20 protein-coding genes are annotated in these 22,617 nt (G+C 47.5%); 14 read left to right on the forward strand and 6 right to left on the reverse strand.

Features of this window, described 5'->3' with window-relative positions; all coding sequences use genetic code 11:
* Window positions 1-358 precede the first annotated feature (358 nt).
* Together ppnN and IE104_RS02535 are read right to left on the reverse strand one after the other, a co-directional pair.
* Window positions 359-1,765 carry a nucleotide 5'-monophosphate nucleosidase PpnN gene (gene ppnN, locus IE104_RS02530; protein WP_308429258.1) on the reverse strand — a complete coding sequence of 469 codons (1,407 nt, stop codon included), beginning with the start codon at window positions 1,763-1,765 and terminating at the stop codon, window positions 359-361.
* Between the two features lie 189 nt (window positions 1,766-1,954).
* A complete protein-coding gene (locus IE104_RS02535) occupies window positions 1,955-2,956 on the reverse strand; it encodes a CorA family divalent cation transporter (protein WP_189415799.1) in 1,002 nt (333 codons plus the stop codon).
* An 86-nt stretch (window positions 2,957-3,042) separates the two neighbouring features.
* On the opposite strand from IE104_RS02535, the gene IE104_RS02540 reads away from it, so the two are divergent.
* Entirely contained in the window at window positions 3,043-3,705 is a 663-nt protein-coding gene (locus IE104_RS02540) for an alpha/beta hydrolase (protein ID WP_189415801.1), read from the forward strand.
* 87 nt (window positions 3,706-3,792) lie between these two features.
* Here the strand turns inward: IE104_RS02540 and IE104_RS02545 are convergent, their stop codons facing one another.
* Window positions 3,793-4,869, reverse strand: coding sequence for a beta-N-acetylglucosaminidase domain-containing protein (locus IE104_RS02545; protein WP_229837579.1), 1,077 nt, complete (start codon window positions 4,867-4,869; stop codon window positions 3,793-3,795).
* 312 nt (window positions 4,870-5,181) lie between these two features.
* Here IE104_RS02545 and pgi point away from each other — a divergent pair, with 312 nt between their 5' ends.
* The 11 genes from pgi to IE104_RS02595 all read left to right on the forward strand — a co-directional run bounded on the left by pgi (window position 5,182) and on the right by IE104_RS02595 (window position 17,344).
* A complete protein-coding gene (gene pgi, locus IE104_RS02550) occupies window positions 5,182-6,846 on the forward strand; it encodes a glucose-6-phosphate isomerase (RefSeq protein WP_189415803.1) in 1,665 nt (554 codons plus the stop codon).
* A gap of 60 nt (window positions 6,847-6,906) precedes the next feature.
* Entirely contained in the window at window positions 6,907-7,035 is a 129-nt protein-coding gene (locus IE104_RS19095; RefSeq protein ID WP_268247512.1) for a hypothetical protein, read from the forward strand.
* Window positions 7,036-7,168: 133 nt separating this feature from the next.
* On the forward strand, window positions 7,169-8,983 hold the full coding sequence (edd, locus tag IE104_RS02555) for a phosphogluconate dehydratase (RefSeq protein WP_189415805.1): 1,815 nt from the start codon (window positions 7,169-7,171) through the stop codon (window positions 8,981-8,983).
* A 100-nt stretch (window positions 8,984-9,083) separates the two neighbouring features.
* Window positions 9,084-10,571 (forward strand): glucose-6-phosphate dehydrogenase, encoded by a 1,488-nt coding sequence (gene zwf / locus IE104_RS02560; protein WP_189415807.1) that lies wholly within the window; start codon window positions 9,084-9,086, stop codon window positions 10,569-10,571.
* Window positions 10,571-11,281: a 6-phosphogluconolactonase gene (pgl, locus tag IE104_RS02565; protein ID WP_189415809.1), complete on the forward strand. Its 711-nt coding sequence runs from the start codon at window positions 10,571-10,573 to the stop codon at window positions 11,279-11,281. The genes zwf and pgl overlap by 1 nt, the downstream gene beginning before the upstream one ends.
* A 55-nt stretch (window positions 11,282-11,336) precedes the next feature.
* A complete protein-coding gene (locus IE104_RS02570) occupies window positions 11,337-11,969 on the forward strand; it encodes a bifunctional 4-hydroxy-2-oxoglutarate aldolase/2-dehydro-3-deoxy-phosphogluconate aldolase (RefSeq protein ID WP_189415811.1) in 633 nt (210 codons plus the stop codon).
* A 97-nt stretch (window positions 11,970-12,066) separates the two neighbouring features.
* Complete coding sequence (gap, locus tag IE104_RS02575; RefSeq protein WP_189415820.1) at window positions 12,067-13,074, forward strand: type I glyceraldehyde-3-phosphate dehydrogenase; 1,008 nt, start codon at window positions 12,067-12,069, stop codon at window positions 13,072-13,074.
* A 16-nt stretch (window positions 13,075-13,090) separates the two neighbouring features.
* The gene (gene pyk, locus IE104_RS02580) at window positions 13,091-14,524 is read left to right on the forward strand and encodes a pyruvate kinase (RefSeq protein WP_189415822.1); all 1,434 of its coding nucleotides are present in this window, start codon (window positions 13,091-13,093) and stop codon (window positions 14,522-14,524) included.
* Window positions 14,525-14,827: 303 nt separating this feature from the next.
* The gene (locus IE104_RS02585; protein ID WP_189415824.1) at window positions 14,828-15,172 is read left to right on the forward strand and encodes a hypothetical protein; all 345 of its coding nucleotides are present in this window, start codon (window positions 14,828-14,830) and stop codon (window positions 15,170-15,172) included.
* Between the two features lie 23 nt (window positions 15,173-15,195).
* Window positions 15,196-15,996 carry a M23 family metallopeptidase gene (locus IE104_RS02590; RefSeq protein WP_189415826.1) on the forward strand — a complete coding sequence of 267 codons (801 nt, stop codon included), beginning with the start codon at window positions 15,196-15,198 and terminating at the stop codon, window positions 15,994-15,996.
* Between the two features lie 181 nt (window positions 15,997-16,177).
* Window positions 16,178-17,344: a GGDEF domain-containing protein gene (locus IE104_RS02595; protein ID WP_189415834.1), complete on the forward strand. Its 1,167-nt coding sequence runs from the start codon at window positions 16,178-16,180 to the stop codon at window positions 17,342-17,344.
* Between the two features lie 20 nt (window positions 17,345-17,364).
* Here the strand turns inward: IE104_RS02595 and IE104_RS02600 are convergent, their stop codons facing one another.
* The 3 genes from IE104_RS02600 to IE104_RS02610 form a co-directional block, all read right to left on the reverse strand.
* Window positions 17,365-17,652, reverse strand: coding sequence for a putative quinol monooxygenase (locus tag IE104_RS02600; RefSeq protein WP_189415836.1), 288 nt, complete (start codon window positions 17,650-17,652; stop codon window positions 17,365-17,367).
* A gap of 106 nt (window positions 17,653-17,758) precedes the next feature.
* Window positions 17,759-18,691, reverse strand: coding sequence for an AraC family transcriptional regulator (locus IE104_RS02605; RefSeq protein ID WP_189415838.1), 933 nt, complete (start codon window positions 18,689-18,691; stop codon window positions 17,759-17,761).
* A gap of 55 nt (window positions 18,692-18,746) precedes the next feature.
* Window positions 18,747-19,265 carry a methylated-DNA--[protein]-cysteine S-methyltransferase gene (locus IE104_RS02610; RefSeq protein ID WP_189415840.1) on the reverse strand — a complete coding sequence of 173 codons (519 nt, stop codon included), beginning with the start codon at window positions 19,263-19,265 and terminating at the stop codon, window positions 18,747-18,749.
* 303 nt (window positions 19,266-19,568) lie between these two features.
* Here IE104_RS02610 and IE104_RS02615 point away from each other — a divergent pair, with 303 nt between their 5' ends.
* A complete protein-coding gene (locus IE104_RS02615) occupies window positions 19,569-19,775 on the forward strand; it encodes a Trm112 family protein (protein ID WP_189415842.1) in 207 nt (68 codons plus the stop codon).
* Window positions 19,776-19,792: 17 nt separating this feature from the next.
* On the forward strand, window positions 19,793-22,423 hold the full coding sequence (gene alaS, locus IE104_RS02620; RefSeq protein WP_189415844.1) for an alanine--tRNA ligase: 2,631 nt from the start codon (window positions 19,793-19,795) through the stop codon (window positions 22,421-22,423).
* The last annotated feature ends 194 nt before the right edge of the window (window positions 22,424-22,617 follow it).

Consider the following 22,617-nt stretch of genomic DNA (forward strand, 5'->3'; position numbering starts at 1 on the left):
TTAAAATAAAAAGGCCGCTTTCGCGGCCTCGGTGCAGATATTGTCCATAAACTCTGTAGTAGTCAGTGCTCTGGTCCGTCTCTATCCCTGTTAACCCCTTGGGTTTATTCCCTTAGCCATTCATCCATCGTCAATCCGTTCCTGGCCGCTCCTGAATCTCCTGACGTTCTCCTTTAAGGGGACGCCTCCATTGACCTTTCCTGGCCGATTTACTCACTGTCTACTTCCTGATGTTGCTCATTATCCAGAGAATGACGGCAGATAAACAGTCGCTAAATTCGGTAAGTTTTGTAGGAAATTGACTACAGAGCTTGTAGTCAATCTCCTACAAAATTGTCGTTCAAGTTAACAATAAAGCTTATTTGATGACTTTGTAGCAGGGTTTGTATTCGCGCCCCGGCAGCTTCATGCGGTTTTGTTTGGCGAAGGATTCGAGGAGTTCGTCTACAGGATGCATGATTTCAGCGTCCCCATGAAGCTCAAAGTGGCCAAACTCCTCAATGGTGCGAATGCCTTCTTCTTTCACGTTACCAGCAACAATGCCAGAAAAGGCACGACGCAAGTTTGCGGCCAACAAATGACTAGGCTGATTCTTATGCAGTTCCAGATTGCGCATGTTGTCGTGTGTGGGAATAAACGGATGCTGTAAATCCGAGCTAATCGTAAGCTGCCAGTTGAAGTAATAGGCGTCATCGCTTTGCTTGCGGAATTCGCGCACTTTCTTAATGCCATCCACCATTTCACGAGCGACTGCTTCCGGGTCATTAACGATAATTTTGTAATGGGCTTGCGCTTCAGGGCCAAGTGTATCGCCAATAAATCTATCGACACGCTCAAAGTATTCAGCCGAGCTGGCAGGGCCGGTAAACACGAGCGGGAAGGGGATATCTTTGTTATCGGGGTGCAGCAAAATACCCAAAATGTAGAGGATTTCCTCAGTGGTACCTGCGCCGCCAGGGAATACGATAATGCCGTGACCAAGGCGCACAAATGCTTCCAGGCGTTTTTCAATATCCGGCATGATCGTCAATTGGTTAACGATGGGGTTAGGCGCTTCAGCTGCAATAATTCCCGGCTCGGTAATGCCGATGTAACGACCATTAGGCGTACGCTGTTTGGCGTGACCGATGGTGGCGCCTTTCATTGGGCCTTTCATGGCGCCGGGACCGCAACCGGTGCAAATATCCAAGCTGCGTAAACCTAACTGGTAACCAACTTCTTTGGTGTAGTCATATTCACCGCGGCTAATGGAGTGGCCGCCCCAGCACACCACGAGGTTCGGATCTTGCCCCGGATGCAGCAAGTTGGCATTACGCAGCATATGGAACACCGCATCAGTAATACCTTCCGTAGTATCAACATCGAAATTTGGGTTTTCGTTAATCGCGTCGTTGTTGTAAATCACATCGCGCAGCACGGTAAACAAATGCTCGCTAATACCTTTAATCATTTTGCCATCGACAAACGCATTGGCCGGTGCATTTTTTACGGCGAGTTTAATGCCGCGCTCCTGCTGCACAATGCTGATATCAAAATTGCTGTAGCGCTCTAGCAATTCTTTGCCGTCATCCAAATCGTTACCCGTGTTCAACACGGCGAGCGAGCAGCTACGGAATAATTTGTACAAACCGCTTTGGCTTGAATCCAATAATTTGGCGACTTCAACTTTAGATAAAATATTCAATTGCCCGTGGGGCGAAATGGTAGCGTTGATAGTTTCGAAGTTATGATCGGGAGCGATTTTGTACGGATGATTGTGTGACATCTAAACTCTTTAGCACCGCTAGGATGCAGTGGGGAATCGGAATTTCGGCTGAGATATTTCTATCCCGTTACCGAAGTGTAGTGTGTTTTGGCGTGTTTTGTCTGGCGATAGATGAGGGTGCTTGTGATTTTTGTGCGGTATTGAAAGTTTAGAGTGCGGATAGAACAAAACTTGAGCAAATAGTCATGCCTACAAAATGCGCTTACGGTGCAGAATCCTCAACGAGGTGATAACCGCAATAACCATAAAAAAGATCACCCACCAAAAGCCGGAAGGGTCATCTTGTCCCCAAGGTAATCCGCCCGTGTTCATCCCAAAAATACCCGTAATTAAATTGATTGGTAGCAGGGTTACGGTGACTATCGAAAGCACGTATAAATTGCGGTTTGTTGCTTCACTCATGCGCCCCGCAATTTCTTCTTGCAGTAGCCGCGTGCGTTCCTGCACCAGCTCCAAATCTTGAATGGTTGACTCAAGATGTTCAACGGCTTGGCGTAATTCAGAAATGTCGTGCTGGCTCCAGCGCGCAATGTGAGGCATTGCGTGATGCAAGGCTTGGCGATTGGCGCTGAGATGGCGTCGCAAGCGAGCGAGCAATCGACGAATACGCCCCAACTCGCTGCCTTGATTGTGTAAATGTCCGGCGAGAATTTGGTCTTCGGCGTCATCAACACGGTTGTTAAGATCTTTGATGACTTTGTGCATGGAGTCGCCAATGTCGTAAATCAGGCGCGCAAACAAATCCAATGAATTCGCAAAAATCATCCCTTCAAACAATTCATGGCGAAGACGATCAACCGATTTTAATGGATGGCCGCGACCAGTAATCAAGCGTTCGTTATCAAGATACAAACGCAAAACGCCAAGTTCTTCCGGGTCTTCTTTGAAATCGTGAAATAAATCCCCAATGATCAATGCTAAGCTATGGTCAAAATTTTCACTGCGAATGTGGGCATCGCTATCCAGCAATAAATCGCGCGCGTCTTCGGGAATCAATGAGCATGAATTTAACCATTGGGTGGCGCGTGTATCGGCAAGATTAAAGTGCAGCCAGTGCGGCTCGTGCGGAAGCTCGCTGCGTTGGTCGGCGGCGTAAAGTTTTAGTGGTTGCGGTTTGCTGGTTGCGTCTAAACGAAACCCGCAAATTAGGCCACCGTTATCAGGAATATTAACTGTTGGAGTGAAATGCATAGTTTCTGTAGTTTATGACACCTATGTAACAGATTTGTGACAGGTCAAGACTCCGCTTTTTAAAAGATTTATGAGAAGGAAACACTATGAATTATTTACCCTGTATTGAAGTGCAATCCAATCCGAAAATTGCTGTGTCAGCTTCGGTCATTTGGCTGCATGGTTTGGGCGCTGATGGCAATGATTTTGCCCCGTTGGCTCGTGAGTTGCGGCTGCCTGAAAATCTAAATGTACGTTTTATTTTTCCAAATGCTCCGTCGATACCCGTTACTGTAAATAACGGTTATGTAATGCCAGCTTGGTATGACATTTTTGAGTTGACGCTGGATCGCAAAATAGATGCTACGCAACTGCGCGCAAATGCAGAAAAAATCCACGCGTTAATTGAACGCGAAATTGAGCGCGGTGTACCGAGTGAGAAAATTGTTATTGCCGGTTTTTCACAGGGTGGAGCGGTGGCGTATGAAGCGGCTTTAAGTTACGGAAAACCTTTGGCAGGTTTGTTGGCGCTATCCACCTATTTTGCGACGACTGAAACTTTGATAGAAAACTCTGCAAATAAACAGATTCCTATTTTAATTCAACATGGTTCCGGTGACTTTGTTGTTGATGAGGTGTTGGGGCAGCGCGCGTATCGTGAGTTGTCTGATCGTGGTTATAGTGTGAAATATGAAACTTATAATATGGATCATACGGTTTGTGCGGAGCAGGTGGATGATATTCGGAAGTGGTTGTTGGAGAGGATTTGATTCGGTGCTGTTTGCAAGTAATAGGATTGGTACTAATACATCTATGCGAGGATGACGATTCCCTACTTAATATGTTTGTGTGAAAGATCAGGTCAAACACGCCGGATCAAAAGTATATCCACCACTCAACCAATCAATAATTTCCGCACAAAAAGGATTGGATGGAAATGTAGAATAACGTTCCAATAATTCCGCTTTTTCTTCCTCGCTCATTTTAGCCAATCCTTTGTCTTGCAATAGTGGTAAATCATGCAGCAATGCCTGCGCTAATTCGTCACCACAAAGTTCTGTCGTCACTTCAACAAATACTTTTTCAGGTTGGTAATTATTTTTTTCATGATAGGCATGTGGTAGCGATGCCAAGGGGATCTGCGAAAGCCAAGGTTGGTTCATGGGATTAAGCGCATGCCCCGCAACATGATCTTGAATTTGGCTGTGCGATTGATTCATTGCACGCAGTTGCAATAGATTTGATTTCGCCGCGCTGTCGTTAACGGGATAGTTATCCCACAAAAAAGGTTTGCGGCCTAATAGATCTTCAACGTGTGTGAGATGGTGGACAGAATATTCTGTTGAACATACTTTTTCTCCCGTCCAAAAAATATCAATTTCTTTATCGAGATTTTTATTTAAATCCTGCCAATAATTTTCTGGCATCTTGCCAAAAACTTTTTCAAGCACAGGGTCAAAGCTGTAATAGGTTGGGCAAAAAATAATGCGCTTGGCGGTGCTAGCTGCTGCAACCTCGTGCATGTAATCAATTTGCAGGTTGGCGAGGTTGGGAATATCGCCGCGCATATCGTCAAATAGCAGGCACAAAATATCGGGCGCCAATTCGTTTATGTGATTTACGCGCGCAATTAATTGTTTGCGATTGTCGTGAGTGTTATCGATATAAATTTCATGGGGGCTTAAGCCAATACCGAAATCTATATTGGCTGTGCGATAGGTTTCGCGTAATTGAATGAGCGGTTGTTTAATTTCTTTTGGCCAATCTTGCTGCCATGTCTTGCGCAGATATTTGTCGTCTTTTGGTGCATAGATATAAAAGTTGAACTCATTTAGTGCAAGAAATTTTGCATAGCTTTCGCGCTCTGCCCATGGCCAGCTACGGCCAAAAAAACCTTCAATAATTCCCAGTGCGGGGGTGTTTATTGTGTTCACAAAATAGCCTTATTTTTGGTTTATTTCGGTGCCGAGTGTAAATCTTAAAAAAAGCGAAATATAGCGGTGATTTTTAGCGCTGTTTTGGGCTTTCTGGCGGGCGCTTTAATTGACACCCCTAGACCATCTGCCTATCATAGCGGCCTTTTTGCGCCTCACCTATTTCCATGATCCGAGCACCCCAAAAAGGGGCTTGTGGCGCGCTCAAGTCTTATCTTTATCGCTTAAGGGGCATTAGACCACCTGGCGATGCATCACACCATAATGGGAATCAACTAATGCGCGTTTGTTATTGTCTTTCGGGAGCGATAAATGGCTAATTCACAATCCTTTTCTCGTCCAACTGATTTACCCTCATGGAGCGCCCTGACCGCCCATGCCCAGCAACTCAAAACCCGTCATATCAAAGATCTGTTCGCTGAAGATGATGACCGTTTTAACAAGTTCTCGATTGAACTTCCCCGCATTCTGTTTGATTACTCCAAAAACCTGATTACCGACGAAACCAAAGCGGCTTTGCTCGCTCTGGCGAAAGAGTCTGATATTGAAGCCTGGCGCGGCAAAATGTTTGGTGGCGAGCATATTAATGCCACTGAAGACCGCGCTGTTATGCACGTTGCCCTGCGCGATAAATCCTCTAACCCCATTATGATCGACGGCCTCGACGCTCGCCCCGCTATTGATGCTGAGCTTGAGCGTATGCAAAAGCTGTCTGAAAAAGTTCGCTCGGGCGAGTGGAAAGGCTATACCGGCAAAACTATTACTGATGTCGTAAGCATCGGCATTGGTGGCTCTAACCTTGGCCCTTTAATGGTCACCGAAGCGCTGAAAGTTTACGGCAGTAAAGCTTTGAAGATGCATTACGTGTCCAATGTGGATGGCGTACAGATTGCAGAAGTTCTGGAAGGCCTGAATCCCGAAACCGTGTTGTTCGTGATCTCCTCCAAAACCTTCACCACCCAGGAAACTATGACCAACGCTAAAACTGCTGAGCAGTGGTTTATGGCGGCGGCGAAAGATAAAAGTGCAATTGCCAAGCATTTTGTGGCTGTATCTACCAACCGCAAGCTGGTAACCGCTTTCGGTATTGGTGAAGAAAATATTTTTGATATGTGGGATTGGGTTGGCGGTCGCTTCTCTTTGTGGTCTGCGATTGGTTTGCCTATTGCCCTTGCTATTGGTTTTGATGGCTTTACCGATTTATTGAAAGGCGCCTACGAGATGGACTTGCACTTCCAGCAAGCGCCATTAGAAGAGAATGCTCCGGTCATGATGGCTTTGGTAGGCATTTGGAACCGTAATTTCCTCGGTTACCCGGCGCAAGCTTTGTTGCCTTACGACCAATGTTTGCATCGCTTCCCTGCTTATATGCAGCAAGCGGAAATGGAATCTAACGGCAAACACGTCAACTGGGCGGGTGAGCCAATTAGCTACGGCAGTGTGCCGCTGGTATGGGGTGAGGTTGGTATCAATGGCCAACACGCTTTCTACCAAATGCTGCATCAGGGTACGGATATTATCCCGGCTGACTTTATTGGTTCGGTATCGCCAAATACTCCAGTTGAAGGCCACCACGATGCATTGATGGCTAACTTCTTCGCGCAAACCCAAGCCTTAATGCAAGGTATTGACGCCAACCAAGTGCGCAAAGAGCTGGCTGCAAAAGGCGTAAGCGCCGAGCGTATTGAAGAAATCGTGCTGCATAAGGTGCACAAGGGCAATCGCCCAACTAACACCTTATTGTTGCCACAAGTGGATGCCAAAACCCTGGGTGCTTTGATTGCGCTCTATGAACACAAGATTTTTGTGCAGGGCATCATCTGGCGCATCCACTCGTTTGATCAGTGGGGCGTGGAGTTGGGCAAGGTATTGGCCTCGGCAATTCAGCCTGAGTTGTCAGCAGACGCCAAGATCAACCCTGCACATGATGCATCGACTCGTCATTTGATCGCATTTTACAAAAACGCCAGAAAGTAAAAGCTGCGGCCCGCTCTAGGAGCTGGCCGCTCAATAGTCTGCATAAAATTGAAAGCCAAAGTGCCGGTAACTACTGGCATTTTGGTAGATGTAACCGGCATGCAGGAGCGTTCCGGCGCGCTCGGTAAACATTTACTGGCGTTAATGCTAGCCGGTGAAAGCATTGATTTGCGTTTGCCGGTACAATAGTCGTCCGCATCTTATGTGGGCGCTTAGATTTAAGGTTGATTGCCATTGTGCAGTCGCCTGGCAGCAATTCCGTCGTTGTATGGTTGTAACTCAGCCAGCCAATGAAAGCAGACTCAACAACAAGTGGTATGCCATGACTGATTCAAGACTTATTGAAATTACCAACCGAATTATCGACAAGAGCCGTGATACCCGCGCTGCTTACCTTGCCAAGGTGCAGAAATCGCGCAGGTCTGGCCCATCTCGTCATCATTTGGGTTGTGCGAATTTGGCTCACGGTTTTGCTGCCTGTAACGATGCTGACAAGCTCGCTTTGGCTGAAGGTCAGGCCGGTAACCTGGGTGTTGTTTCTGCTTACAATGAAATGCTTTCTGCACACGTTCCATACGGTGAATATTTAGAACCTATTAAAAAGGCCGCTCACGAAGTGGGTATGACTGCCCAAATGGCGGGCGGTGTTCCGGCAATGTGTGACGGTGTGACCCAGGGCTTCGCGGGCATGGATTTGTCCTTGTTCAGCCGCGATGTAATCGCCATGTCTACTGCTATCGCCCTGTCGCACGATATGTTCGACGGCGCTTTGTGCCTGGGCGTATGCGACAAGATCGTTCCAGGTTTGGCGATGGGCGCTTTGTCCTTCGGTCAATTACCGATTATTTTTGTACCTGCGGGCCCAATGACTCCGGGTTTGCCTAATGCTGAAAAAGCCAAGGCGCGCCAATTGTTTGCCGAAGGTAAAGTTGGTCGTAAAGAATTACTTGCAGCTGAAAGTGCGTCTTACCACAGCGCCGGTACCTGTACCTTCTACGGCACCGCTAACAGTAACCAAATGCTGATGGAAATTATGGGCTTGCACTTGCCCGGCAGCTCCTTCGTAAACCCTTACACTCCGCTGCGCGATGCTTTGACTCGCGAAGCTGTGCATCAGTTAGCGCGTATTTCCGCGCCCGATAATTTCACCCCTATGGCTGAGATTGTCACAGAAAAATCGATTGTGAACGGTATTGTTGGCTTGTTGGCAACCGGTGGTTCAACTAATCACGCTATGCACATTGTGGCTATCGCCCGCGCTGCTGGCGTCATTATTGACTGGCAAGATCTGAGTGATTTGTCTGATATAATCCCGCTTATGTGCCGTATTTACCCCAATGGTTTGGCGGATGTAAACCGCTTCCAGGCCGTAGGTGGTATGGGTTATTTGATGCGCGAACTGCGTTCAGTAGGCCTATTGCATGACGATGTTAAAACTGTAATGGGTTCAGGCGGTTTGGAGCCTTACACCAAAGAACCATTTATTGATGGTGACAAACTGGTGTGGCGTGATGCCCCAGCTGAAAGTCTGGATGACTCTGTATTACGCCCAGCAACCAAGCCTTTCACTGCCGATGGCGGTATGCGTTTGCTCAAAGGCAATATTGGTCGCTCAATCATTAAAGTGTCTGCAGTAAAAGCTGAGCACCGTAAAGTTACTGCACCTGCAATCGTGTTCCACGCGCAGGAAGAAATGCAGGCAGCGTTTAAACGCGGCGAATTGGAAAAAGATTTTATTGCAGTTGTACGCTTCCAGGGCCCTAAAGCCTGCGGTATGCCAGAACTGCACAAGCTGACGCCGCCTCTCGGCGTATTGCAGGATCGCGGTTTTAAAGTCGCCTTGGTAACTGATGGCCGTATGTCCGGTGCATCAGGTAAAATTCCGGCCGCGATTCACATCTCACCAGAAGCTTTGGATAACGGCCCAATCGGCCTGATCCAAAACGGCGATATGATTGAGCTGGATGCAGAAGCCGGCACTTTGACCTTATTGATCAGTGATGAAGAATTGAAGGGGCGTCAATTTGCGACTGCCGATTTAGCGGCAAGCCATGAGGGTATGGGCCGTGAATTGTTTGCACCTTTGCGCGCAACAGTAGGTAAAGCAGAAGAGGGCGCCACCGTTTTCAGTTGGTAGGTCTCACACGAATAAATAAACAGGTGGAGCTTTTCTCCACCAACGCTAGTTGGTTCGATCAGTAGTTAGAATATATAGAAGTATTTACAGGATAATCCTCATGCTTGAAGCCTTTGATTTTGTTCTTTTTGGTGGTGCTGGTGACTTGGCGCTGCGCAAATTAATTCCGGGTTTATTTCGTGCCCATCGCAATGGTGAACTACCTGAAGGAACTCGCATCATCCCAACTCTGCGCAACGCGCAAATGGTGTTGGAATACAAAGACAAAGTGCGTGACGCTGCGCAAAAACATCTGAATAAAGATGAGTTTGAGGCAACAGCATGGGATAGTTTTGCGACTATTATTTTTCCGGTATTTATCGATATTTCCAAACTCGATGACAAGTGGGCTGCGCTTGCCGAGTTGCTGAACAATGGCGAAAACCGTCAACGCGTATTCTATCTCTCTACTCCACCTTCAGTATTTAGCGATGCCTGTAAGCATTTGCATGAAAGTGGTTTGATCACCAAATACGCGCGCGTGGTAGTAGAAAAACCACTCGGTTACGACGCAAAAACCGCCGAAGAAATTAACAGCAGTATCGCAGAATATTTCAAAGAAGAAGCCATCTTCCGTATCGATCACTACCTCGGTAAAGAGACAGTACAAAATCTGTTGGCGTTGCGTTTTGCCAACGGTATTTTTGAACACTTGTGGGATGCGCGCACTATCGACAACGTGCAAATCACCATCTCTGAAACTGTTGGTTTGGAAGGTCGCGCAAGCTTTTATGATGGCGCTGGTGCACTGCGTGACATGGTGCAAAACCACATTCTGCAATTGTTGTGTTTGGTGGCTATGGAGTCGCCCAACAAAATGACTGCCGAGCGTATTCGCGCAGAAAAATTAAAAGTGTTGGAAAGCCTTCGTCCACTAACTGGCAACACTGTGAAATACAATACAGTGCGTGGTCAATATGTTGCGGGCCAAATGGATAACACCAATGTTCCCGGTTATTTGGATGAATTAGGCCAGCCAAGTAACACTGAGACTTTCGTAGCGATTCGCGCGCACATCGACAATTCCCGTTGGGCTAACGTGCCTTTCTATTTGCGTACTGGCAAGCGTATGAAATCGCGCTTTGCTGAAATCGTTATTCAATACAAAGATGTTGCGCACCGCGTTTATCCGGAAACTGCTGGCAATCCGGTGCCAAACCGTTTGGTGATTCGTTTGCAGCCGGAAGAAAGCATTAAGATCATTATGAACTCCAAAGATTTGGGCAAGCACGAGACACATTTGTCCCCCGTTGTGTTGAACCTGAACTTTGCTGAAACCTACAAAGATTTCCACAGCGATGCTTACAAGCGTTTGATGTTGGATGCTGCGGCAAATGACCCAAGCTTGTTTATTCACCGCGCTGAAGTTGATGCAGCTTGGGCATGGATTGACCCGATTATCGAAGCATGGCAGCGTCCTGAAAATAAACCGCTCGGCTACATGGCAGGTTCATGGGGGCCGATTGCATCAGCGCAATTACTCGCAAGCGATGGCCGCAACTGGTTCAATATTGAAGAAGTTGGTACGGATGCGGAGGAAAGCCACTAATGTTGACTGAGCGTTTGTTTGAAAATCGTCAAGACATGGTGGCAGCCTTGGAAGCTGAGTGCGTTGCTGCGCTCACCCAGGCAATCGAAGAACGTGGTGAAGCAACATTTATGGTTTCCGGTGGCAGTACGCCGGAGCCACTCTACAAAAGCTTAAGCAATGTAGATTTAGACTGGGAATCAGTTTACGTAGCGCTGGTTGATGAGCGCTGGGTTGATTTCGATCACGACAAAAGCAACGAAGCTTTTACCGTAAAACACCTTATCCAAAACAAAGCGGCAGTCGCCAATTTGATCGGCATGAAGAATACCGCCGAAACCGCACAAGAGGGCTTGGCTGATTGCGAAGCCGCCTACCAGCAACTCGCACAACCTTTCGATGTCACTATTCTCGGCATGGGTAACGACGGCCACACCGCCTCTTTGTTCCCGCACGCCAACGGCCTTGAGCCAGCACTAAATCCAGACTCTCCTGAACTTTGTGCAGCAATTATTGCCCATCAAAGTGAAGTAACCGGAGCTATTACCGAAAGAATGACCTTGTCACTTGCTGGTTTATTGCGTTCCAGGACTTTGGTGCTATTACTAACAGGCGATGAAAAATTGGCCGTATTGCGCAAAGCCCAAGCTGGCACTGATGTAGCCGAAATGCCAATTCGTGCGGTGTTGCAACAAGACCGCGTACCTGTTGTGGTTTATTGGGCGCCTTAAGTTATTTGTTAAACAGAATTGAAAGTAAGTATTTATCTCAAACGAGGAACACACAGTGGCTTTATCCATAGATCAAATCTTGAAAGTAGCACCGGTTGTACCGGTAATGGTTGTTGAGCGCATCGAAGACGCCGTACCTCTGGCAAAAGCGCTTTACGCTGGCGGCTTGAAGGTTTTGGAAATCACCCTGCGTACTCCTTGCGCACTGGATGCTATCACCGCCATGGTTGAGGCATTGCCAGAAGATGCAGTGATTGGTGCAGGCACCATCATCACCCCAAAAGATTTGGATGCAGCAATTAAAGCGGGTTCTACCTTTTTGGTAAGCCCAGGCACAACACCAGCCTTGATCGAAGCCGCTAAAGCGAGCCCGGTTCCTCTTTTGGCTGGTGTTGCGACTCCAACTGAAGCTATGAATTTGTATGTGCAAGGTTTCACTCACCAGAAGTTCTTCCCCGCGGAAGCAGCAGGTGGTGTACCTATGTTGAAGTCTATCGGTGGCCCCTTGCCGCAAATTACTTTCTGCCCAACTGGCGGTATTGATTTGGCGAAAGCGCCAAGCTACCTCGCCCTGCCAAACGTAGCATGCGTAGGCGGAACCTGGATGGCTCCAAAAGAATTGATGAAAGCTGGTCGTTGGGATGAAATTGAACGTCTTGCTCGCGAAGCAGCAAGCTTGCCACGCTAATTAACGACAAATCCTCAGCAATGAAAGTCGCTGGGCTAACAAATTTTAAAAGATGAATATCCCGCAGTGGATACCACAATTGACTTAGGAGCAACAAATGACTATCAGAGTGGCAATTAACGGTTATGGTCGTATCGGTCGCAACGTACTTCGCGCCCTATATGAATCAGGCAAGCGCGAACAAATCCAAATCGTTGGTATTAACGATCTCGGTGATGCACATTTGAATGCTCACCTTACCAAATACGATTCAGTGCACGGTCAATTCAACGGTACCGTGAAATACGAAGGCGAATTCATGTACGTGAACGGCGATGCAATCCGCATTACCGCTGAGCGTGACCCAGCTAAGTTGCCTTGGGGCGAGTTGAACGTAGATGTTGTTTACGAATGTACCGGTATTTTCACTAGCAAAGATAAAGCAGGTTTGCATTTGTCTGCTGGCGCGAAGAAAGTGATCATTTCTGCTCCGGGTACTGATGTTGATGCAACCGTAGTATTCGGTGTAAACAACAAAGTGTTGAAAGCAACTGACACCATTATTTCTAACGCATCTTGCACCACCAACTGCTTGGCTCCTGTTGCCAAAGTGTTGAACGATAACTTCGGTATCGTTCAAGGTTCTATGACCACTATTCACTCATACACCAACGATCAAGTCTTGTCTGATGTTTTCCATAAAGACATCTATCGCGCTCGTTCAGCAACTCAATCAATGATCCCAACCACTACCGGTGCTGCAAAAGCAGTAGGTTTGGTGTTGCCAGAATTGAAAGGCAAGTTGGATGGTATTTCTGTTCGTGTACCAACTATCAACGTATCTTTGGTTGACCTGAACGTGTTGGTTGAGAAAGATGTTTCTGTTGAATCGATCAACGCAGCAATGCGTAAAGCCGCTGATCTCGAAATGCCAGGCGTTCTGGCTTATGTTGATGAGCCGTTAGTTTCTATCGATTACAACCACAATCCACACTCTTCAAACTACGACTCTTTGCAAACTAAAGTGTACGGCAAGTGGGTAAAAGTATTGGCTTGGTATGACAACGAGTGGGGCTTCTCTAACCGCATGTTGGACAACACCCTTGCGTTGATGTCAGCTAAATAATAAAAGAGAAATCATCATGTTAAGACGTACCAAGATCGTCAGTACCCTCGGCCCGGCTTCAGAGTCGCCCGAAGTTTTAGAACAGTTGATTCTTGCTGGTGTGAACGTAGTTCGTTTGAACTTCTCGCACGGTTCACCGGAAGACCACAAGCGTCGCGCTGAAATGGTTCGCGAGCTGGCTGCAAAACACAACAAATATGTTGCTGTGTTGGGCGACCTGCAAGGTCCAAAAATCCGCGTAGCGCGTTTTGCCCAAGGCAAAATTCATTTGAACGTGGGCGATAAATTTGTACTGGATGCGTCGCTTGAGCGCGATGCGGGTAACCAGGATCAAGTGGGTATCGACTACAAAGAATTGCCGAACGACTGTAAGCCAGGCGATATGTTGTTGCTCGACGACGGTCGCGTAGTGTTGAAAGTAGATCGCATCGAAGGCACTCGCATTTACACCACAACAGCTGTTGGTGGTCCTTTGTCAAACAACAAAGGTATCAACCGTCAAGGTGGTGGCTTGACTGCGCCGGCGCTGACTGAAAAAGACATGGCCGACATCAAAACTGCAGCAGAAATTGATGTGGACTACTTGGCCGTATCTTTCCCGCGTTCTGCAGAAGATATGAACTTCGCGCGTAAATTGATGGAAGAAGCTGGCGGCCGCGCTGGTTTGGTTTCCAAAGTTGAACGTGCGGAAGCCGTTGCTGACAATGAAACTCTTGATGACATTATTCGCGCATCTGACGCGGTAATGGTTGCCCGTGGTGACTTGGGTGTTGAGATTGGCGATGCAGCTTTGATTGGTGTGCAAAAACGCATTATTGAGCGTTCACGTGCATTGAACAAAGTGGTGATCACTGCGACCCAAATGATGGAGTCCATGATCAACAGCCCGTTGCCAACTCGCGCAGAAGTATTCGACGTAGCTAACGCCGTGTTGGATGGTACTGATGCGGTGATGTTGTCTGCTGAGACTGCTGCCGGTAGCTACCCAGTGCAAACTGTTGAAGCTATGGTGCGTATTATTCTTGGTGCAGAAGAGCATCCAACCGCGAGTTTCGATAAATACCGTATGGACGAAGCTTTCAATTCAATTGATGAGTCAATTGCCTTGGCTGCGATGTTCACTGCAAACCATTTGGACGGCGTTAAAGCGATTATCTGTTTGACTGAATCTGGCAGCACGCCACGTTTGATGTCGCGTGTTGGTTCGCAATTGCCAATTTTCGCTTTCTCTCGTCACGTGAGCACGCAACGTAAAGTTGCTCTGTATCGCGGTGTTCACCCGGTTGCGTTTGATACCGCTGGTGTTCCCTGTGCAGAAGATTTCGCGCGCGCGATTGATTTGTTGAAAACCAAAGGCGTTGTTGCAAGCGGCGATTTGGTGATTGTCTCTAACGGTGATACTACCGTTCTGGGCGGCACCAACACCATGAAAGTGTTGCGTGTAGCTTAATTCGTTTTAGCAATCGCATAAAAAAACGGCAGCTGGTCTGCCGTTTTTTATTGCCCTAAAAAAAATCAGGCCAATACGTTGATTGAGCAGCCTTTAACAATTAATGAAAGAAAGTATCTTTTAACTAGAGTGACTACCGGTACTTTGGTGGGGGTGTTTTTGTTATGTCTGCCGTTGTTGTTTTGCCTGCTTGATTTCAGTCAGTTCGAAAGTTTTTGGTTTTTTCTATTTATCAAAAATGGTCTAACCCTAATTTGGCTAATCGGGCTTCTGCTGCTCTTAATTAAAGTGTTAAGTTTTTATTTGTATATTCTGCGTAACCACATCCAGAAAATAACAGATGAGTTCAAAATTACTCGCAAAGAAAAGCGTACAACCACCTTTGATACGGGATCAGATTCGCATTATTTCTATATCGATTTGGTGTCTGCAAAACACAAGTTTCGATTGCAAATAGATTTACAAGATTACGAAAAGCTAAAAGAAAATGAGCTGGTGCTACTGCACTATTTTTCACATATTTATCTATTGATCAGCGCAGAACATTGCGGCAGTCCTTTGGGTTTTATTGAGGCAAGTGTTGTTGATACGAAACCTCGTTTTGTGTTTTTATGGAGTCATATTTTCTCGCGTTATTTCCGTCGTTAAATGTCAATCCAGGTGAGCGATTTATGCGTTTAGTGGTTTTAGTGTTGTCAGCTTTGCTCTGTGCGCCTGCATCCTTTGCTTTGGAAATGACTGGCGAATGGAAGCAGGGCGCTGTGCTGATCGGGCAAGTAAAGCCAGGTACGGTCGTGGAATATAAGCAGCGCAAATTACAGTTAACAACTGATGGAAAATTTGTGATCGGTTTGGGGCGCGATGCTGCAGAAACCGCTGTTATCACCACAACGATTAAAGGCAAAGTTGAACATCATAGCTTTGCTGTTAAAGCACGCACTTATGATATTCAGCGTGTAGAGGGCGTTCCGCAGGCGACTGTAGAGCCTAATCCAGAACAAGATGCACGCATTGCCCGCGAAGCCGCATTAGTAACAAGTGCGCGTAAAGTTGATTTGCCTCTTGATGCTTTTACCCAAAAATTTGAGTGGCCATTAGTTGGGCCGATTAGCGGTGTTTACGGCAGCCAGCGTGTTTACAACGGTATCCCCAAAGCACCACATTACGGTGTGGATATCGCCAAGCCCGTAGGGGCTTTAGTTAAGGCGCCAGCGGGTGGTGTTGTAACCTTGGTTCACCCTGATATGTTTTTATCGGGCGGTACTTTGATTATTGACCATGGCCACGGCTTGTCCTCCACGTTTATCCACCTCAGTAAAATCCTTGTTAATGAGGGCGACAAGACTGAACAGGGGCAGGAGATTGCTTTGGTTGGCAAAACAGGCAGGGCATCTGGTCCGCATTTGCATTGGGCAATGAATTGGTTCGAAGAGCGTGTCGATCCGCAACTTCTGGTTCCGCCGCAACAATAAGCTCAAATTGAGAAGCACAACCTCTAAAAGGTGGTTTATTTCGTACAGATCGGGCAAATAATCGTCTATGCTGTGCGAAATAATGAAAACCGCGACAAGAGGCAGAACTAGCTACGGCGAATCTGTGTTCCAGGCGCTGTAACTATGAATTGGAGCTTTTCTGCCGGTGCAATCAACCACTGTGACATTTCTCAGTATTCTCGGTGAGATGGTCCAGACCTTGGGCGTCCTGTCGATCACCTTGCTGTTTCTCATGCTGTACCGGGTTTTGCTGCGCGCTTATTTCTTGCGTTGGGCGCAGGCGTGGCTCGCGCTCCTGATTGCGCTATTCAGTTTGCATCTCGCCTTCTCGGTAGGCTCCCTGCGGTTTCTGGAAATCCTGTATTTTGCGGGCGAGTATGTTTTTGCGGCGCTTTTGTGGTTGGGCTTTGCCACTTTCCCCGAGCGCGATTTATCGGTGCGTCGCCACCTCTATTGGCTCTTGCCTATCATCGGTATCTGGTCGCTCGCACTCAGTCTTTTTGGTGGCAATTTTGGCAATCGCTTTAGCCTTCATGCCACAGCTTTCACGCTTGCGCTTATACCGGCGTGGATTGCGCTTTGTCGTCTACGATTGCCCGGCAACTATACCTGGGTAAAGCTGGCGGCGATCACTTCGCTCCTAATGCTCATCCTGAATTTCGTGCTGGGCGCCAGCCCGATATTTTGGGGCGATTGGGCGCGGGGTGTCGTCCACGACAGCTACTTTGCCTTTCAATCTATCTTTGATTTAATGTTTGAAGTGTTGCTGGCGTTTAGCCTCTTGGTGATTGCGGCAGTGAATATGAAAGGTGAGCTGGAGCGCGCGAACGAAATCCTGCAGGGCGAGCGCGACAATATGTCCATGCTTGCCAATCGCGATGCACTGACAGGTTGTTTGAATCGCCATGCTCTGGATGAACTACAAACCCGCTTGCGCGACCGCAGCGGTTTGGTGGCTATGGTGGATATCAATGATCTCAAACCGATCAACGACAACTTCGGCCATCACATCGGCGATGAAGCCATCTGCCGCGTAGCGCAAACCATTAAAGCCCATATGCGCTCGCAGGACTACTTTTTCCGTTACGGCGGTGATGAATTTGTGATTGTGTCTTTTGAAATGCAGGAAGTGGATGCAGAGCAGCGTTTACAGGATATCCAGCGCAGTTTGGCTTCCCTGCCTATTACCGATCTTGTACCTTGCGTATTAAGTATTTCCTGGGGTATCCAGCAGTTTAGCGACGAACGAAGTTTCATTAAGGCCGTGCACGCAGCTGATAGCCTTATGTACCAGCAAAAATTAACCTTTCATCAAACGCCGATTTAATTTTTGAATCGGTAACTTTCCTACAAATCCTGATAGTAGTTGCTCACAGGTGCAGCGCTAAGATGCCGGGCAATGTTTTCCCAATCGCCTGAGGCCACGACTTTATCAATATGAGTTATGTGTGCTGCTTTCGATACCCAGGATTCCAAAATCATAAATCGCTGCGGGTTATCCGCACAGACTTTTGCGTGTGCTTGCTGGCAACCGTCAACTGTTAGTAAATCTTGGCTGATGTTTTTTAATAATGCAGCAAAGCTTTGTGTGGCTTCCGGTTTAGTTTCAAAGGTAACAAGTACATTAATGCTCATGATGTTTTCCCAATAAGATAAATAATCAACGCGACCAATATGCGTTAGCACTTATCCTAATGGGGATCGCGAGGTTTGCTTAAGTCTGGAAAAAAGATTTTCTTGATCAAAACTGCGAAATTTTTCGTAGTTCTACGAGGTACTGCGTCGGCGTGTTTGCGTAGCGCCGTTTAAATTCGCGATTGAAATGCTCAATGCTTTCAAAGCCGGAATTATAAGCCGCTTCGTTAGGGCGCATGCCTCGGTAAAGCAGTAAATTGCGCGCTTTCTCCAAACGTAAATCGCGCAGATAACGCATGGGCGTAACACCCGCAACTTCGCGAAAATGATGCGCATAATGCGAAGTGCTCATTGCCGCCTGCTCAGCCAAATCGGCAATAGATAATGGGCGGTGCAACTGCTCTTGCATAAACCTTATCGAATCCTGAATACGCATTGCCGAGCGGGAAATAACGGCTAAATCGCGAATGCGTGCGCCCGCATCAGATCGCAACAAGCGAACAATAATTTCTTCAATAATCAGCGGTGCAATCGTTTGTCGGTCAGGCAATGAATCTGTCGCGGCTAACAAACGACCGAGGGCATTTATGAGGTTGGGATCAATCGACTGGGTGAAATTATCTGCAATTTTTTTAGTCGCAGTTGGCGGCATTTGATTAACCAGATTAGCTATAGCTTTTACCAAAATGTTAATCGGTAAATCGAGATGTATGGCGAGGTAAGGTTCGTTTTCGCTCGCCGTCACAACCGTGCCCTGGCATAAAGTTTCCGTACCTAAAATCAAATAATTGGATTCGTCATAGGTGAGGGTTTCGCGTTGCAGCAGCGCCATTTTTCTGCCTTGCAAAACGACCACTATGCCCGGCATAAGCATTTGTTTTTTCTGGTAGTGAATTGACTGGGAAAATTTATAAAACCGCAGCCCATCGTAAAGCGAATCTGTACGGCCTTCAGCACTTGCTCGCACAGCAACTTGTTTGCGCAATTGGTCAAACTCTTGTGTTTGGCTGACCGCAATTTGGTGAGTCATTGTATTCATGTGTGCTGCTTCCTAAAATTTCCTTACTTTTAAAACGCTTTAAAGCAGAGTGTTTTTAAAACAACGAATGTTGGTTGTGGCTGGTTACTGCAGTGTCTCGCCCTTCAAGTTTGAGAAGAATACGTTTGGCTTCAAGCCCGCCTGCAAAACCGGTCAAACCGCCGTTCATTCCAATCACCCTGTGGCAGGGTGCAATGATTGAAATGGGGTTCCTGCCGTTGGCCGCACCTACCGCCCGCACGGCTTTTTCATTGCCAATTTGATGGGCAATGTCGCTGTAGCTGCGGGTTTCGCCAAAAGGGATTGTCAGGAGTGCCTGCCATACCTGTTTCTGGAAATCTGTGCCGGCAAAATCCAGCTCCAACTCAAATTGAGTTCGCTGGCCAGCAAAATACTCTGCCAGTTGATGCTCTGTCTCGCACAGAATTGGATTGTCTTGTTCGGCTACAAGTTCGCCTAGCTTTACGCGGTTCTCGCGTTCGACCTCCCACAACACCGCCGCCAGCTTTGCACCACGTGCGACTAACGTAAGTTTGCCGACGGGTGAATCTATGATTTTAAAAGCGTGGGGCATAGGAAAGCTCTGATGGAAATTTCGCGATTTTATGGGCTAGGGATTATTGCGGTAGATGGTTTTTAGGTAAAGCTTTCAGCATGGAAAAAGTCGTCCGAAGAGCACCTTGTTAAGCAGGAAAATATTGTGTCTCCTCATTGTGCAGGTAAGTAGTCCCTTACTTTTGTGTCGATTCTCTATAAATTGCTAAAAACCATGCAAAATCAGCGGGATAAGCCCTTGATCCCCGCTTCAACTAGAGACACAGCAAGTGTCAGCGGTGTAAGATACCGCCCCCGGTTTGGCTATTGTCAGAGTTGATTTATGATCGACAAAAAATTACTTAGCATCCTGGTATGTCCAGTTAGCAAAGCGGCGTTGGACTATAAACCAGAGCAGCAGGAGTTGATCTGCTGGACCAGCGGTTTGGCTTATCCCATCCGCGATGGTATTCCAGTGATGCTGGAAAACGAGGCTAGAAAAATAACCCTGGCCGAAAAAGAACAACATCAAGCAACAAGTGCCCATTAACGTCTAGCGGAAGATTTATGAAGAGCGCAGAAATACGCGACGCCTACCTCAAGTTTTTTGAAAGTAAAGGCCACACCATTGTTCCCAGCAGTTCCCTGATTCCAGGCAACGATCCTACTTTGCTATTCACTAACGCAGGTATGGTGCAGTTTAAAGATGTATTTCTTGGTGGCGACAAACGCCCCTACAACCGTGCTACCAGTTCGCAACGTTGTGTGCGCGCAGGCGGTAAACACAATGACCTCGAAAACGTAGGCTATACCGCACGTCACCACACCTTCTTCGAAATGCTCGGCAACTTCAGTTTTGGCGATTATTTCAAGCGCGATGCCATCGTCTATGCGTGGGAATTCCTGACTTCAAAAGACTGGTTAAATATTTCTGCCGACAAGCTCACCGTTACCGTCTACGCCTCAGACGACGAAGCTTATGACATCTGGGCAAAAGAAATTGGCGTTCCTACCGAGCGCATTATTCGCATTGGTGACAACAAGGGCGCGCCTTACGCATCAGACAACTTCTGGGCGATGGGCGATACCGGCCCTTGCGGTCCTTGCACCGAAATTTTCTATGATCACGGTGCCGACATCTGGGGCGGCCCACCGGGTTCTCCAGAAGAAGATGGCGACCGTTTTATCGAAATCTGGAACAACGTGTTCATGCAATTCAATCGCACTCCTGACGGTGTTTTGCATCCTCTGCCAGCACCTTCTGTAGATACCGGCATGGGGCTTGAGCGTATTTCTGCAGTTATGCAGCACGTTCATTCCAACTATGAAATTGATTTGTTCCAACATTTGCTGAAAGCTGCTGCTGAAGCAACTGGCAATAGCGACATGGAAAACAAATCCTTGCGCGTAATTGCCGACCATATCCGCTCTTGTTCATTTTTGGTTGTCGATGGTGTTACGCCATCCAACGAAGGTCGCGGTTATGTATTACGCCGTATTATTCGCCGCGCAATCCGTCACGGTCACCAGCTCGGTCAAAAGCAACCTTTCTTCCACAAGCTTGTAAAAGCCCTCGCAGAAGTAATGGGCGATGCTTATCCGGAGTTGGTAAAAGGCCAAGCGCAAATTGAACGCGTGTTGTTGGCGGAAGAAGAACAATTTGAAAAGACGCTCGATAAGGGCATCAGTGTTCTTGAAGATGCGTTGACTAAAATTTCCGGTTCAGAAATCCCCGGCCAAGTTGTATTTACCCTCTACGACACCTACGGTTTTCCGGTTGATTTAACCAACGATATCGCTCGTGAAAAAGGCCTTACAATTGACCTTCCCGGTTATGAAGCCGCAATGGACGAACAGCGTAAGCGCGCACGCGCAGCAGGTTCTTTCAAAGTCGATTACACCGCAGCAGGGTTGGATCTGCCGGTCAGCGAATTTATGGGTTACGGTTCATTAGCAGAGAAGGGTAAAGTTATAGCTCTGCTGAAAGACGGTGCCAAAGTTGAGCGTTTAGTTGAGGGTGACGACGGCGTAATAGTGTTGGATCAAACTCCGTTCTACGCCGAGTCCGGCGGCCAGGCAGGCGATACTGGTTATCTGACCGCTGGTGCAACTCACATTGAAGTGCGCGATTGCCATAAGCAAGGTGCTAGTAATTTGCACTTGGTGCGCGTGTTAGAAGGCGCGATTAATCTGGGCGATGAAGTCTTGGCGGTTGTTGATCCAAGTGTTCGCCAGGCGACAGCACTTAACCACTCTGCAACTCACTTGTTGCACGCCGCGTTGCGTAAAGTGCTGGGTGAGCACGTAACCCAAAAAGGTTCTTTAGTAGACTCCGAGCGTTTGCGTTTCGACTTCTCTCATTTTGAAGCTATTTCAGCTGATCAATTAAAAGCGATTGAAAACTTGGTGAATGATCAGGTTCGCCACAATACCGCTGTTGCAACCGAGCTGTGCAATATAGATGAAGCCAAAGCCAAAGGCGCTATGGCGTTGTTTGGTGAGAAGTACGGCGACAGTGTTCGCGTTTTAACCATGGGCGACGGATTTTCTGTTGAACTATGTGGTGGTACGCACGTAAAACGCACCGGCGATATAGGATTATTCCGCATCACTTCGGAGTCTGGTGTAGCTGCCGGAATTCGTCGTATTGAAGGTGTCACAGGCGCCAGAGCACTTGTACTCTTCGATAAGGTGGAAGAGCTTATCGACAACAGCGCGCGCGTGCTCAAAGCCAACCGCGATAATCTGACGGAGAAGTTGGAAAATCTGGTAGCCCAAAATCGTAAGCTCGAAAAAGAATTGGCTGCACTTAAAACCAAGCTCGCAACGGCTGGAAGTGTCGATTTGCTTGGTCAAGCACAGGAGGTCGCAGGTATTAAAGTTTTGGTATTGAATTTGGAAGGTGCAGACTCCAAATCGCTTAGAGACAGTGTTGATCAATTTAAAAATAAGTTGGGCACCGCCGTAGTTTTGCTGGCGGCTGTTGAAGACGGTAAGGTTGCGTTGGTGGCGGGTGTTACCCAAGATGCTACTAACAAAGTTAAAGCGGGCGATTTAATGCGTTTTGTAGCCGAGCAGTTGGGCGGCAAAGGCGGCGGACGTCCCGATATGGCGCAAGGTGGTGGCACTGACGTGGCTGCGCTGGATACAGCGTTGCAGTCTGTGGTGCCGTGGATCAAATCTCAGCTTGGCGCGTAGTAATTACTCACTCACAATGTTGAAAAAGCGTGAATTCTGCTCTTTTTCAGCCTTTTCAGTTAACTTTTACTGAAAACTGGTGTTTAATTGCCCGCCGTTTTGTGACCTGGTCGTTACAATGGCGGCGCGCCAAATTTTCAAGAATATAGCGCTCTCTTTAAGCGTCCATGGGGAATCTTCTCCAACTGACATAG

Source organism: Cellvibrio zantedeschiae, from assembly GCF_014652535.1.
Classification (GTDB): domain Bacteria; phylum Pseudomonadota; class Gammaproteobacteria; order Pseudomonadales; family Cellvibrionaceae; genus Cellvibrio; species Cellvibrio zantedeschiae.